Below are 12,926 nucleotides of genomic sequence, written 5' to 3'. Positions count from 1 at the left end.
AGTGGCTTAATCTTATGATTTTAAAGCTAAAATTTGGTGGCCCCTACTGGACTTGAACCAGTGACCAAGCGATTATGAGTCGCCTGCTCTAACCAACTGAGCTAAGGGGCCAGGCGGCGTGATTATACGGTAATCATGGGATACAGGTCTACACCCATAAAACCATATGATGTTTTTATGCACAGTTCTAGCCTGTTGTAATTGCAGGCAGATTTTGCGATAACCGCTGTTAATTCCTTTTAACGGACTGGTGATACTCATGGAACTCTTGGCGCCAAACCTACAGGTGGTGTTCTGCGGCATCAATCCTGGCCTTTCCTCTGCCCATCAGGGCTATCCCTTTGCCAACGGCAGTAACCGCTTCTGGAAGGTGATCCATCAGGCGGGTTTCACCGATCGCCAGTTGGCACCGGAACAGTGGCTACAACTGCAAGATAATGGCTGCGGGATCACCGCTCTGGTCGCGCGCCCAACGGTTGCTGCCAGCGAACTGTCACGTGATGAGCTGCGCGGTGGTGGAGAGGTGCTCAAAGAAAAAATTCTGCGTTACCAACCGCGTGCTTTGGCGATCCTGGGGAAACAGGCGTTCAGCAGTGCGTTTGGCGTGCGTAATGCAGCCTGGGGGCGTCAGGAGATGATGCTGGGTGAAACCGAGGTGTGGGTACTGCCTAATCCCAGCGGATTGAACCGTGCCACGCTGGAGCAGCTTACCGAGAGTTACCGCGAGCTATTCCTGGCGCTGAAATAAGGCATAAAAAAACCCCGGCGAGCCGGGGTTCTTACGAGGTCGTTAGATCTTAGTCATCCAGGAAGCTACGCAGCACTTCTGAACGGCTTGGGTGGCGCAGTTTACGCAACGCTTTGGCTTCGATCTGACGAATACGCTCACGGGTAACGTCGAACTGTTTGCCCACTTCTTCCAGCGTGTGGTCAGTGTTCATATCGATACCGAAACGCATACGCAGCACCTTCGCTTCACGTGCGGTCAGGCCAGCCAGGACGTCGTGCGTGGCAGAACGCAGGCTTTCAGAAGTGGCAGAATCCAGTGGCAGCTCGAGGGTGGTATCCTCGATGAAATCGCCCAGATGTGAATCTTCATCATCACCAATCGGCGTTTCCATGGAGATCGGCTCTTTGGCGATCTTCAGCACCTTACGGATTTTGTCTTCTGGCATCAGCATACGCTCGGCCAGCTCTTCCGGCGTTGGTTCACGGCCCATCTCTTGCAGCATCTGGCGCGAAATACGGTTGAGCTTGTTGATAGTCTCAATCATATGCACCGGAATACGGATGGTACGTGCCTGGTCGGCGATAGAGCGGGTGATAGCCTGACGGATCCACCAGGTGGCGTAAGTTGAGAACTTGTAGCCACGACGGTATTCAAACTTGTCTACCGCTTTCATCAAGCCGATGTTGCCTTCCTGGATCAGATCCAGGAACTGCAGGCCACGGTTGGTGTATTTCTTGGCGATCGAGATAACCAGACGCAAGTTGGCTTCAACCATCTCTTTCTTCGCGCGGCGGGCTTTCGCTTCACCAATCGACATACGACGGTTGATGTCTTTCACCTGCTCGATGGTCAGGCCGGTTTCTTCTTCGATCTGACGCAGTTTTTGCAGGCTGCGCTGAACATCTTCATTAACGTCTTTCAGCTTCTCTGACCATGGTTTACCCATTGCCAGTGCCGCTGCGAACCAGGTGTCACTGGTTTCGTTGCCGGCGAACAGGGTGACGAAGTTTTTCTTCGGCATTTTGCACTGCTCAACGCACAGCTTCATGATGATACGTTCTTGCGTACGAACGCGATCCATCATGGTACGCATGCTGTTGACTAGGAAGTCGAACTGTTTTGGCACCAGACGGAACTGCTTGAACACTTCAGACAGCTTCAGGATCTCTTCTGCTGCGCTGGCGTGGCTGCGGCCGTTCTTTTTGATAACCAGACGAGTGGCTTCGTACTGATCGCGCAGATCGGTAAACTTCTGGCGCGCCAGTTCAGGGTCGATGCTGTTGTCGTCTTCAGCTTCGTCTTCTTCGTCTTCGTCTTTTTCGTCGTCGTCCTGCTCTTCGGTGGTTAATTCAGAACCGATGTGCGTTGCGGTAGGTGCGATGTCCTCTTCCGCGTTAGGATCGACGAAGCCGGTGATCAGATCGGACAGGCGTGCTTCGCCAGCCTCGACGCGATCGTACTGCTCCAGCAGATAGGTGATGGCTTCAGGGTACTCAGCAACCGAGCACTGCACCTGGTTGATGCCGTCTTCGATACGCTTGGCGATGTCGATTTCGCCTTCACGCGTCAGCAACTCAACGGTACCCATTTCACGCATGTACATGCGCACTGGGTCAGTGGTACGCCCGATTTCAGATTCTACGCTGGACAGCACCTGAGCGGCAGCTTCTTCCGCATCTTCGTCTGTGCTGTTGGTGTTTTCAGCCAGCAGCAGGTCATCGGCGTCCGGTGCTTCTTCCATCACCTGGATGCCCATGTCGTTAATCATCTGGATGATGTCTTCGATCTGATCGGAGTCGACGATATCTTCCGGCAGATGGTCATTGACCTCAGCATAGGTCAGATAGCCTTGCTCCTTACCACGTTGGACAAGAAGTTTAAGCTGTGACTGCGGGTTTTGCTCCATAAGACGGTATCCACACTTCAGAGTATTTGGGTTGGTGTCGGTCGGCGAAACCGCCAACAATAGCATTTGGGGCGTTTTTGTTGTTGCCGCGGCCCACTGTGGCGGCATATTGCAGGGCTCTGCCCTCGCATTTATCGGCACTTAAGCCGTTTGGTATTCAGTCTTTCTTCGCCAATGCCAGCTGTAATGACCAGAGTTCCTTGCGTTCGTCTGCATTCAGGCCATGCGTTCTGTCACGTGCGATCAAATCTTCCTGACGTTTTTCCAGCACCGAGTCATAGAGATTCGTCAGAGTATCTAAAAAGTGTTGCTCAACTTGTTCCTCAACGATCATATGGTTCCATGTCGCCAAGGTTTCAAGCTGCTGGCTCAATTTGTTATCTCGGTACAGCTCCAGCAACTGGCCGGTAGTCAGGCCCGGCTGGGCTAAACAGGTCTGCACCAGTTCAACAAATAGCGGTAAACCCGCCTGTTTAGTCTGCTCGAGCCCTTCCAAGGAAGGGATAAGTGTAGCCAAACGCGGATTTTGCACCAGTAATCCTATCAGTATACGCATGGTTGTGCGTTTTAGCTGGGGCGCCTGATAAGTATTCGCATTTTCCGCCTGTTTGGGCATCAGCTTGTCGAGCTGGCTATCGTCCAGCAGGCCCAGTTTGCTGCCTAGCTGTTGGCGCAGGTAGAGACGCAGTGTCTCGCCTGGCACCTGAGTGATCAGCGGTAGAGCCAAGGTACTCAGTTTGGCACGGCCATCCGGGCTGCTCAGGTCGACCTGCGGCATCAACGTTTCAAACAGGAAAGTGGAAAGCGGCTGCGCCAGCTCCATTCGCTGTTCGAAGGCGTCTTTGCCTTCTTTACGGACCAGGGTGTCCGGGTCTTCGCCGTCTGGCAAAAACATAAACCGTAACTGACGCCCGTCGTTCAGATAGGGCAGTGCGGTTTCCAACGCGCGCCAGGCGGCTTCACGGCCAGCCCTGTCGCCGTCGTAACAGCAGACAACGTTATCGGTGGCGCGGAACAGCAGCTGAATATGTTCAGCCGTTGTCGAGGTTCCGAGTGAGGCAACGGCATAATCAATGCCATATTGCGCTAACGCCACCACGTCCATATAGCCTTCGACCACCAGCAAACGTTGCGGGTTGGCATGGCTCTGCTGTGCTTCATACAGGCCGTACAACTGACGGCCCTTGTGGAATACTTCGGTTTCCGGCGAGTTCAGGTACTTGGGCATACCGTCGCCCAGTACGCGCCCGCCAAAAGCGATTACCCGCCCGCGTTTGTCGCGGATGGGGAACATCACCCGTTCGCGGAAGCGATCGTAAGTGCGCCCTTGATCGTTAGTCACCAACATTCCGGCATCGTTCAGTGCTGCCCGGCTGTCGGTATCACGCCCGAAACGCTTTAACGCATTATCCCAACCGGCAGGTGCAAAGCCGATGGCAAAATGGCGGATAACGTCGTCACTTAATCCGCGCTGTTGCAGGTAGTTACGCGCCTGCGTCCCGTTGGATTGATGCAGTGACTGTTGATAGAACGTGCTGAGCTGTTCCATCAGTTGATATAGGCTTTGACGCTGATGGCGTTCGATTGGCGTCGGTCCGGTGCCTGCCTCGTAAGGCACTTCCAGCCCGTGCATGGTGGCCAGTTCCTCAATGGTTTCGACAAACTCGAGTCTGTCGTAATTCATCAGGAAGTCGACGGCGTTACCGTGCGCTCCACAACCAAAACAGTGATAAAACTGTTTGTCGCCATTAACGGTGAATGAAGGCGTTTTTTCGTGGTGGAACGGACAGCACGCGTGATAGTTCTTGCCCTGCTTTTTAAGCTTTACCCGGGCGTCGATCAGATCGACGATGTCGGTACGAGCCAGCAAGTCATTGATAAATACACGCGGAATTCGTCCAGCCATAAGCCCCTGTTACGATTGCCTATAAACGAGAACAAGCCGCGCATTCCTTTCGGAAAGCACGGCCTTCGTATGCAACTACTCGGTCTGCGTGTTCTTGAAAAAGAAAAAAATCACGCGGTGGGGTTACCCCCGAAGGATTAATACAGACGAGTGCGGCGTGCGTTTTCGCGAGCCAGTTTCTTCGCGTGGCGTTTTACTGCAGAAGCTTTAGCGCGTTTACGTTCGGTAGTCGGTTTTTCATAGAACTCACGACGACGAACTTCAGCTAAAACACCTGCTTTTTCGCAGGAACGCTTGAAACGACGCAGTGCAACGTCAAATGGCTCGTTTTCACGTACTTTAATTACCGGCATGTGCCTCTCACCTCAATAGAATTCGGTTTGCTGCTGGCCAAGCGCCAGCCTTTTCAAAATGGTGCGGAATTTTACTTCAATGGATGCTGCTTTGTAAAGCACCATAGCAAATTGAAACACGCCGCGTTCCGGCAAACTCGCGCAATTATGCATCGGCCGCCGATTATAGACTAATCAGAAAAAATTGCTCGTTTTTAATCACCCGGCGGGCAACCTTGTGAATCATCGACATAGCGCACCATCGCGCCCAGGGTGCTGCAGGCTGGCGGTAAATGGCGTTGATTGTGATAAACTGGCGGCCGCACGTGAATGATGGGAAATGTAATGCGCGTATTGGGTATAGAAACGTCCTGCGATGAAACCGGTATTGCAGTGTATGACGATCAAGCCGGTTTGTTAGCCAACCAACTCTACAGCCAGGTGAAACTGCATGCCGATTACGGCGGCGTGGTGCCGGAGCTGGCTTCTCGCGATCACGTGCGCAAGACCGTGCCGCTGATCCAGGCTGCTCTGAAAGAGGCGAACCTGAAGCCTGGCGATATCGATGGTGTGGCGTACACCGCCGGGCCGGGTCTGGTGGGGGCCTTGTTGGTCGGGGCAACCATTGGCCGCGCGTTGGCGTTTGCCTGGGGCGTGCCTGCGGTGCCGGTACATCATATGGAAGGCCACTTGCTGGCACCGATGCTGGAAGATAATCCGCCTGCATTTCCGTTTGTGGCGCTGCTGGTGTCTGGTGGCCATACCCAACTGATCAGCGTGACCGGGATCGGTGAATATACCTTGCTGGGGGAGTCGGTCGACGACGCCGCTGGCGAAGCGTTCGACAAAACCGCCAAGCTGTTAGGGCTGGATTATCCCGGCGGGCCGATGCTGTCGAAAATGGCGCAGCAGGGCACGGAAGGGCGTTTTACCTTCCCACGCCCAATGACCGACCGCCCAGGGCTGGATTTCAGTTTCTCCGGTTTGAAAACCTTTGCTGCCAATACTATCCGCTCTAACGGCAACGACGATCAAACTCGTGCCGACATTGCCCGTGCCTTTGAAGATGCGGTGGTGGATACGCTGGCGATCAAATGCAAACGCGCGCTGGAGCAGACCGGGTTTAAACGCCTGGTGATGGCCGGTGGTGTCAGTGCCAACCGCACATTGCGCAGCAAGCTGGCGGAATTGATGAAAAAACGCGGTGGCGAAGTGTTCTATGCCCGCCCGGAATTCTGCACCGACAATGGGGCCATGATCGCTTATGCCGGGATGGTTCGAATGAAAAACGGGGGTAACCCGGAGTTGGGCGTTACCGTACGCCCACGCTGGCCGCTGGCAGAGCTGCCTGCGGTGTAAAAGCCAAGGGCCGGAATCCCCGGCCCTTCAATCATTCTTCTTTGTGCTCTTCCTGCTCTAAAACACCGTCTTTCTTCTTGCGGAACTTACCCCAGATCTTCCCTTCCTGGCCGCGCCACAGGCGCTGGATATTGTCGTGATGGCGCATCAGGATCAGGCAAGAGAGCATCGCCACCGGGAAGGTAAACTGTGGTTTGAACCACCAGACGTAGAATGGCGCAATCAGCGCGCTGACGATCGCCCCGAGCGAAGAGTAGCCGCTCAGCAGCACGGTCAACAGCCAGGTGCCGGTCATCAGGCCAGTGAGATCCCAGCCGATCGGCGCAATGGCACCGAACGCCGTCGCCACGCCTTTGCCCCCACGGAAGTGGAAGAACACCGGGTAGATATGCCCAAGACAGGCGGCGATCGCCGTCAGGCCAAGATACAGCGGTGGAACGTTGAACGCATAGGCCAACCAGACTGGCAGCATCCCTTTTAGAATATCAAACACCAACACCGTAGCCGCTGCCAGGCGGCCACCGATACGCAGGACGTTGGTCGCCCCTGGATTTCCCGATCCATGTTCACGCGGATCCGGTAGCCTGGCGATCCGGCAAACCAGGATCGCGCTGGAAATTGAGCCACACAGATACGCGAAGATAATCATGCCAAGCGCGGTAGCACTCATAACGCGGTTCCGTTTAATAATGGTCGTTTTACTCGCAACATCTATGGATAATACGCATATTCCGTCGGAAGTGGTATCCGGCAAGGCCAAAAACTGAGAATGACGTGATGGATATCGTATTTATTGAAGAGCTTACCGTGATCACCACCATTGGCGTTTATGATTGGGAACAAACCATTCAGCAAAAGCTGGTGTTCGATATCGAAATGGCGTGGGACAACCGCCAGGCGGCCGCCAGCGATGATGTGAATGATTGCCTGAGCTATGCCGATATCAGCGATGCGGTCATCCAGCACGTGCAGCCCAATCGTTTTGCGCTGGTGGAGCGTGTGGCAGAGGAGGTATCCGAAATTTTGCTACGGCGCTTTAAATCTCCCTGGGTCCGTATTAAGGTCAGCAAGCCGGGTGCAGTCGCGCACGCCAGCCGGGTTGGGGTGATCATCGAGCGCGGCCAGCGCCCAGCCTGACAAGTTGTCACCAATATGCAACTAAAGACCGATATGCTGGTCTGTAACTAGAATTGTTTAAGCGGCAAGGTATTGAACATTGCCGCTTTTTTGTGCTTGTACCTTTAATAGCGTTAAATTTGAAATGGGGTAGTGGTCTGATGGCGGACATGCATTCATTGTTTGTGGCATTTGTGCTTGGGGTAGTTGAAGGGCTGACAGAGTTCCTGCCGGTTTCCTCGACAGGGCACATGATTATCGTTGGCGAATTGCTGGGTTTTACCGGCGATAAGGCAAAAACCTTCGAAGTCATTATCCAACTGGGTTCGATCCTGGCGGTGGTGGTGGTGTTCTGGCGCCGTCTGTTTGGCCTGATCGGCATTCACTTTGGTGGCAAACCGGTGCCTCATGAAGGGCACACGGCAGGGCGGCTGAAGCTGGGCCATATCCTGCTGGCGATGATCCCGGCGGTTGTCCTGGGGCTGATCTTCCACGATGTGATCAAATCCCTGTTTGAACCGAGAAACGTGATGTATGCCTTGGTCGTTGGGGGGCTGTTGCTGCTGGCCGCCGAATGGCTGAAACCGAAAAAGCCGCGCGCGGTCGGGTTGGATGATATTACCTATCGGCAGGCATTTATGATCGGCTGTTTCCAGTGTCTGGCGCTGTGGCCTGGTTTTTCCCGTTCCGGCTCCACCATTTCGGGCGGTATGCTGGTTGGCGTGAGCCGCTATGCGGCCTCTGAATTCTCCTTTATTCTGGCGGTGCCGATGATGCTCGGGGCCAGCGGTCTGGATCTGTACAAGAGTTTGCACTTCCTGACGCTCAGTGATCTGCCGATGTTTGCCGTCGGGTTTGCCACTGCGTTTGTGGTAGCGCTAATCGCCATCAAGACCTTCCTGCAGCTTATCAAGCGTATCTCGTTTGTGCCGTTCGCCATCTACCGCTTTATCGTCGCGGCGGCGGTCTACATGGTGTTTATTCATTAATTCTGGCACCAGCTCGAACGTTTTCTCCTCTCCAATAGTGGGCTCTTGGCCCACTATTTTCATATTACTTGTATTGGCGCATTCGATTGGTCGCTACCAGTGGCTTCAAATTCCATCAATGAGAAAATCTATTGCCGCTTTTATCTGCGGGCGGTATTGCGCCGCATTGCAGAACTCAGCACCCAAAGCACGAACAGGAATACTTGCAAGTTCATGAGCCATTACGGCGTATTCTTTGCCGTCCGTCAGCATGATTACCGGATTCATCCGGTCTGGGCGACTGCTGCCCGGATATTTTTCAACAGGCAACAGTGGGATCACAATGCGACGGTTTAACTGGCCGATAATATCGCTCGTTACATCAAGTAGCAGGGGATAAACGACGCTTTTTCCGGGATTGTAGTAGACGGTGAATTGCATCGTTAAAAAGTCCTGTACTCATCGCTAAAGCAGCCGTGTTCATCATGGAAACGATTTAACGCCTCAAGAGCCCCTCTGTTTTCTTCCTGCCATTTTTTCGCTGCGTGATGACGTAGTTCGGCATCTAGGGCGGCAGTCAAAGTGGCACTAAGGTTAATTCCTGCATCACGTGCCCGGTTAAGCAGGCCTCGTTCTACAGTCATTGTGACGCTTTGTGTATTGCGTACTTTTACTGTCATGGTGTGCTCTCCTGTGATGGGTTACGTGTTATCTACACGGCATCATGCACGCATTATAGCAGGCTATAGCGCGAGGGATCCCCAAATAATGGTGCTGCTTAATCTTGCTCATTTAGCCCCCCCTTCTCCCCCCTTTTGGTCCGACCAATGCCGGAAAAATGTGAACCTCTGGCACAGAAACGGCAAAAAACCAAACAGGCACATTGCATGTTTTTAACAATAAGTTAACTATCGGTTATCAATTATATGACTTCGCCCTGTTGGTACGACCCATTAAGCGGAGGAGTATGTGAATAATCGCGGGAGTTATCTACATGGAAGTCTGGCAACAAGTTTATGATCCCATTGGCAATATTTGGCTATCAAGTGCGATCGCGGCACTGCCTATCGCGTTTTTTTTCTTGGCGCTGATTAAACTGAAGCTCAAGGGGCATATTGCAGCAACGTTAACCGTTGGGATAGCTTTGCTGGTGGCGTTATTCCTCTACCGGATGCCCATTGACCGAGCGCTCGCTGCGGTGGTTTATGGTTTTTTCTATGGGCTGTGGCCGATAGCCTGGATCATTATTGCCGCGGTATTTGTCTACCAGATTTCGGTGAAGACCGGGCAGTTTGACATCATTCGCTCTTCCATTCTCTCTATCACCCCCGACCAACGTTTACAGATGCTGATCGTCGGCTTCTGTTTTGGTGCCTTTCTGGAAGGGGCCGCCGGGTTTGGCGCACCGGTAGCCATTACCGCCGCCTTGTTGGTTGGGCTGGGATTCAATCCGTTGTATGCCGCAGGGCTTTGTCTGATCGTCAACACCGCACCGGTGGCTTTCGGTGCTATGGGCATCCCGATTATCGTCGCGGGCCAGGTGACCGGGTTGGACAGCTTTGAAATCGGCCAGATGGTCGGGCGACAATTGCCGTTCCTGACGATTATCGTACTGTTCTGGATCATGGCGATTATGGACGGTTGGCGCGGCATTAAAGAAACCTGGCCTGCGGTGGTTGTGGCGGGGGGAAGCTTTGCCTTGGCGCAGTATCTCAGCTCCAACTTTCTTGGGCCAGAGTTGCCAGACATTATCTCCTCGCTGGTTTCACTGGTATGCCAGACGCTGTTTCTGCGCGTCTGGCAGCCAAAACGCCTGTTCCGCTTTGATAATGCCGAAGGTGCCGTTGTCGACCAAACGCTGGTGCAGCAGCACTATGGTTTAGGGCAGATTATTCGCGCCTGGATGCCGTTTATTTTCCTGACTGCTACGGTCACCTTGTGGAGCATCCCGCCGTTTAAAGCGTTGTTCGCTCAAGGTGGTGCGCTGTACGATTGGGTGCTCTCTATTCCGGTGCCTTTTCTGGATAAGCTGGTCGCCAAAATGCCGCCGGTGGTGGCAAACATCACGCCTTATGCCGCCGTTTTCAAACTTGACTGGTTCTCTGCCACCGGCACCGCCATTATGGTTGCTGCGATCGCCTCGGTGATTTACCTGCGCATGAAGCCCAAAGATGCGCTCACCACACTTGCTGAAACGCTAAAGGCGTTGATGTTACCCATCTATTCCATTGGCATGGTGTTAGCCTTTGCCTTTATTTCCAACTATTCCGGCCTGTCGGCAACTTTGGCGCTGGCATTGGCGCATACCGGCAGCGCGTTCACCTTTTTCTCACCGTTCCTTGGTTGGTTGGGCGTGTTCCTGACCGGCTCAGACACTTCGTCCAACGCGTTGTTTGCCGCTCTGCAGGCCACCACTGCCCAGCAAATTGGCGTTTCGGATGTGCTGTTGGTTGCGGCTAACACCACTGGCGGAGTCACAGGCAAAATGATTTCACCACAGTCTATCGCGATTGCCTGTGCCGCCGTGGGGTTGGTAGGGAAAGAGTCTGACCTGTTCCGCTTTACGGTAAAACACAGCCTGATTTTCACCTGTATGGTGGGGGTTATTACTACGCTTCAGGCTTACTGGCTAACATGGATGATCCCATGACTGTAAATCTTCAACCCACTTATCCACTTCGCTCGGCCGATCGTTTGGTTGAGCGTATCAAGGTAATGATCCGCGAACGCCAACTGGAGATGGGGATGCGCTTGCCCGCCGAGCGCCAGTTGGCCAACGAGTTGGGCGTCTCGCGTTCCTCTTTACGTGAGGCGATTCAAAAGCTGATTGGTGAAAAGGCGCTCATTAGCCGACGTGGCGGCGGAACCTATGTCTGCGACGAGCTTTCCCCCTGGTCGGAGCAATGCATCGTGGAGCCGCTGAGACCCTTGGTTGCCGACGATCCTGACTATCGTTATGACATTCTGGAAGCTCGCCACGCCATTGAGGCCAGCACCGCCTGGCACGCGGCAATGCGCGCCACCGCCGCAGACAAAGAGAAGCTACAGGCTTGCTTTGACGCCATGTTGGCGCTTCAGGAGAGCGATCATCCTGAACTTGCCGCTCAGGCGGATGTGCGCTTCCATTTGGCGATTGCCGAGGCTTCACACAACGTGGTGTTACTGCAAACCATGCGCGGCTTTTTCGATTTGATGCGCTCCTCCGTCATGCATAGCCGCCAGCGTATGTACACCCAGCCGACGATCTTCACCCGGCTGACTGAACAGCACGAGGAACTGCTGCTGGCGATCCTGGCAGGCGATCCTGAACGGGCGGGTAAAGCGGCAAAATCTCACCTGGGATTCGTGCATTCCACCATTAAAAATCTGCATGAAGACGAGGCCAGGCAGGCGCGTATTACCCGCCTTCCTGATGACAATTCACCGTAACAAGGGAGATCGCTTGATGATTATCTCAGCAGCCACGGACTATCGCGCTGCGGCACAACGTAAACTGCCGCCGTTTCTGTTTCACTACATCGATGGCGGCGCTTATGCCGAACACACTTTACGGCGTAACGTGGAAGATCTGGCTCAGGTCGCATTGAGACAGCGTGTTCTTAAGAACATGTCGGCGCTCAGTCTGGAAACCAAACTGTTTAACGAAACTTTGGCCATGCCCGTCGTCCTTGGCCCGGTAGGGTTGTGTGGCATGTATGCCCGCCGTGGTGAGGTGCAGGCCGCGCGCGCCGCAGAGCAACAAGGCATTCCGTTTACGCTTTCCACCGTCTCGGTGTGCCCAATCGAAGAGGTGGCGCCGGCCATCAAGCGGCCCATGTGGTTTCAGCTGTATGTGTTGAAAGATCGTGGATTCATGCGTAATGCCTTGGAGCGGGCGAAAGCCGCGGGCTGTACCACCTTGGTATTCACCGTGGATATGCCGACACCAGGCGCTCGTTACCGCGATGCGCATTCGGCAATGAGTGGCCCCTATGCCGCCCAGCGGCGCTATTGGCAAGCCGTGACCCATCCTGCCTGGGCGTGGGATGTTGGACTGAATGGGCGTCCGCACGATCTGGGGAATATTTCCGCTTACCTCGGAAAGCCCACCGGATTAGCAGATTATATCGGGTGGCTGGGGGCCAACTTTGACCCTTCGATTTCATGGAGTGATTTGGAATGGATCCGTGATTTCTGGCAGGGGCCGATGGTGATAAAGGGCATTCTCGACGCCGACGATGCGCGTGATGCCGTACGCTTTGGTGCCGACGGCATTGTGGTTTCTAACCACGGTGGTCGCCAACTGGATGGGGTGCTCTCTTCTGCTCGTGCGCTGCCAATGATTGCTGATGCGGTGAAGGGCGATATCACCATCCTGGCAGACAGCGGGATACGCAGCGGATTAGATGTGGTGCGCATGATTGCGCTCGGGGCGGATAGCGTATTGCTGGGGCGAGCCTATGTTTATGCCTTGGCAACCGCAGGCCAGGCGGGGGTGGAAAACCTGCTCGCTTTGATCAAAAAAGAGATGTGCGTAGCGATGACGCTCACGGGGGCGAAAAGTATTGCCGAAATCAGCCGTGATTCGTTGGTGCTGGAGGGGTAGGTAGGGGCGCATACTGCGCCCGTT

The 12,926-nt window shown here is 54.2% G+C and carries 13 protein-coding genes and 1 tRNA gene; 7 read left to right on the top strand and 7 right to left on the bottom strand.

Annotated elements, in window-relative coordinates:
* Nucleotides 1-34: 34 nt before the first annotated feature.
* A tRNA-Ile gene (locus A6U95_RS12290) sits at nucleotides 35-111 on the bottom strand.
* A 148-nt stretch (nucleotides 112-259) separates the two neighbouring features.
* Between A6U95_RS12290 and mug the strand changes: the two genes are divergently transcribed.
* Nucleotides 260-748 (top strand): G/U mismatch-specific DNA glycosylase, encoded by a 489-nt coding sequence (gene mug, locus A6U95_RS12285; RefSeq protein WP_024528265.1) that lies wholly within the window; start codon nucleotides 260-262, stop codon nucleotides 746-748.
* Between the two features lie 49 nt (nucleotides 749-797).
* On the opposite strand, the gene rpoD is transcribed toward mug, so the two are convergent.
* From rpoD to rpsU, 3 genes are all read right to left on the bottom strand, one after another.
* Nucleotides 798-2,636, bottom strand: a complete 1,839-nt coding sequence (rpoD, locus tag A6U95_RS12280; RefSeq protein ID WP_024528266.1) for an RNA polymerase sigma factor RpoD — start codon at nucleotides 2,634-2,636, stop codon at nucleotides 798-800.
* A gap of 157 nt (nucleotides 2,637-2,793) precedes the next feature.
* Nucleotides 2,794-4,542 (bottom strand): DNA primase, encoded by a 1,749-nt coding sequence (gene dnaG, locus A6U95_RS12275; protein ID WP_065684695.1) that lies wholly within the window; start codon nucleotides 4,540-4,542, stop codon nucleotides 2,794-2,796.
* 137 nt (nucleotides 4,543-4,679) lie between these two features.
* Nucleotides 4,680-4,895 (bottom strand): 30S ribosomal protein S21, encoded by a 216-nt coding sequence (gene rpsU, locus A6U95_RS12270; protein WP_001144069.1) that lies wholly within the window; start codon nucleotides 4,893-4,895, stop codon nucleotides 4,680-4,682.
* Nucleotides 4,896-5,219: 324 nt separating this feature from the next.
* On the opposite strand from rpsU, the gene tsaD reads away from it, so the two are divergent.
* The gene (gene tsaD / locus A6U95_RS12265) at nucleotides 5,220-6,233 is read left to right on the top strand and encodes a tRNA (adenosine(37)-N6)-threonylcarbamoyltransferase complex transferase subunit TsaD (RefSeq protein ID WP_065684694.1); all 1,014 of its coding nucleotides are present in this window, start codon (nucleotides 5,220-5,222) and stop codon (nucleotides 6,231-6,233) included.
* A gap of 31 nt (nucleotides 6,234-6,264) precedes the next feature.
* On the opposite strand, the gene plsY is transcribed toward tsaD, so the two are convergent.
* Complete coding sequence (gene plsY, locus A6U95_RS12260) at nucleotides 6,265-6,903, bottom strand: glycerol-3-phosphate 1-O-acyltransferase PlsY (protein ID WP_021179487.1); 639 nt, start codon at nucleotides 6,901-6,903, stop codon at nucleotides 6,265-6,267.
* Between the two features lie 107 nt (nucleotides 6,904-7,010).
* Between plsY and folB the strand changes: the two genes are divergently transcribed.
* Together folB and bacA are read left to right on the top strand one after the other, a co-directional pair.
* Nucleotides 7,011-7,370 (top strand): bifunctional dihydroneopterin aldolase/7,8-dihydroneopterin epimerase, encoded by a 360-nt coding sequence (gene folB, locus A6U95_RS12255; RefSeq protein WP_024483059.1) that lies wholly within the window; start codon nucleotides 7,011-7,013, stop codon nucleotides 7,368-7,370.
* A gap of 140 nt (nucleotides 7,371-7,510) precedes the next feature.
* Entirely contained in the window at nucleotides 7,511-8,338 is an 828-nt protein-coding gene (bacA, locus tag A6U95_RS12250) for an undecaprenyl-diphosphate phosphatase (protein WP_065684693.1), read from the top strand.
* 105 nt (nucleotides 8,339-8,443) lie between these two features.
* On the opposite strand, the gene A6U95_RS12245 is transcribed toward bacA, so the two are convergent.
* On the bottom strand, nucleotides 8,444-8,758 hold the full coding sequence (locus A6U95_RS12245; RefSeq protein WP_021179490.1) for a CcdB family protein: 315 nt from the start codon (nucleotides 8,756-8,758) through the stop codon (nucleotides 8,444-8,446).
* Nucleotides 8,759-8,760: 2 nt separating this feature from the next.
* The gene (locus A6U95_RS12240) at nucleotides 8,761-8,997 is read right to left on the bottom strand and encodes a type II toxin-antitoxin system CcdA family antitoxin (RefSeq protein WP_065684692.1); all 237 of its coding nucleotides are present in this window, start codon (nucleotides 8,995-8,997) and stop codon (nucleotides 8,761-8,763) included.
* A gap of 314 nt (nucleotides 8,998-9,311) precedes the next feature.
* Here A6U95_RS12240 and lldP point away from each other — a divergent pair, with 314 nt between their 5' ends.
* The 3 genes from lldP to lldD are packed head-to-tail and all read left to right on the top strand — an operon-like array spanning nucleotide 9,312 to nucleotide 12,902.
* A complete protein-coding gene (lldP, locus tag A6U95_RS12235; RefSeq protein ID WP_065684691.1) occupies nucleotides 9,312-10,967 on the top strand; it encodes an L-lactate permease in 1,656 nt (551 codons plus the stop codon).
* Complete coding sequence (lldR, locus tag A6U95_RS12230) at nucleotides 10,964-11,746, top strand: transcriptional regulator LldR (protein WP_065684690.1); 783 nt, start codon at nucleotides 10,964-10,966, stop codon at nucleotides 11,744-11,746. The genes lldP and lldR overlap by 4 nt, the downstream gene beginning before the upstream one ends.
* A gap of 16 nt (nucleotides 11,747-11,762) precedes the next feature.
* Nucleotides 11,763-12,902 carry an FMN-dependent L-lactate dehydrogenase LldD gene (gene lldD / locus A6U95_RS12225; protein WP_065684689.1) on the top strand — a complete coding sequence of 380 codons (1,140 nt, stop codon included), beginning with the start codon at nucleotides 11,763-11,765 and terminating at the stop codon, nucleotides 12,900-12,902.
* Nucleotides 12,903-12,926: the final 24 nt, after the last annotated feature.

Origin of the sequence: Serratia sp. 14-2641 (genome assembly GCF_001692375.1) — a bacterium.
Lineage (GTDB): Bacteria > Pseudomonadota > Gammaproteobacteria > Enterobacterales > Enterobacteriaceae > Chania > Chania fonticola_C.
The sequence above is the reverse complement of the archived record's forward strand: the minus strand, read 5'-3'. Positions and strand labels throughout refer to the sequence as shown.

Coding starts and splice junctions, on each gene's coding strand:
- mug (WP_024528265.1), top strand. CDS start 260: ATGGAACTCTTGGCGCCAAACCTACAGGTGGTGTTCTGCGGCATCAAT.
- rpoD (WP_024528266.1), bottom strand. CDS start 2,636: ATGGAGCAAAACCCGCAGTCACAGCTTAAACTTCTTGTCCAACGTGGT.
- dnaG (WP_065684695.1), bottom strand. CDS start 4,542: ATGGCTGGACGAATTCCGCGTGTATTTATCAATGACTTGCTGGCTCGT.
- rpsU (WP_001144069.1), bottom strand. CDS start 4,895: ATGCCGGTAATTAAAGTACGTGAAAACGAGCCATTTGACGTTGCACTG.
- tsaD (WP_065684694.1), top strand. CDS start 5,220: ATGCGCGTATTGGGTATAGAAACGTCCTGCGATGAAACCGGTATTGCA.
- plsY (WP_021179487.1), bottom strand. CDS start 6,903: ATGAGTGCTACCGCGCTTGGCATGATTATCTTCGCGTATCTGTGTGGC.
- folB (WP_024483059.1), top strand. CDS start 7,011: ATGGATATCGTATTTATTGAAGAGCTTACCGTGATCACCACCATTGGC.
- bacA (WP_065684693.1), top strand. CDS start 7,511: ATGGCGGACATGCATTCATTGTTTGTGGCATTTGTGCTTGGGGTAGTT.
- A6U95_RS12245 (WP_021179490.1), bottom strand. CDS start 8,758: ATGCAATTCACCGTCTACTACAATCCCGGAAAAAGCGTCGTTTATCCC.
- A6U95_RS12240 (WP_065684692.1), bottom strand. CDS start 8,997: ATGACAGTAAAAGTACGCAATACACAAAGCGTCACAATGACTGTAGAA.
- lldP (WP_065684691.1), top strand. CDS start 9,312: ATGGAAGTCTGGCAACAAGTTTATGATCCCATTGGCAATATTTGGCTA.
- lldR (WP_065684690.1), top strand. CDS start 10,964: ATGACTGTAAATCTTCAACCCACTTATCCACTTCGCTCGGCCGATCGT.
- lldD (WP_065684689.1), top strand. CDS start 11,763: ATGATTATCTCAGCAGCCACGGACTATCGCGCTGCGGCACAACGTAAA.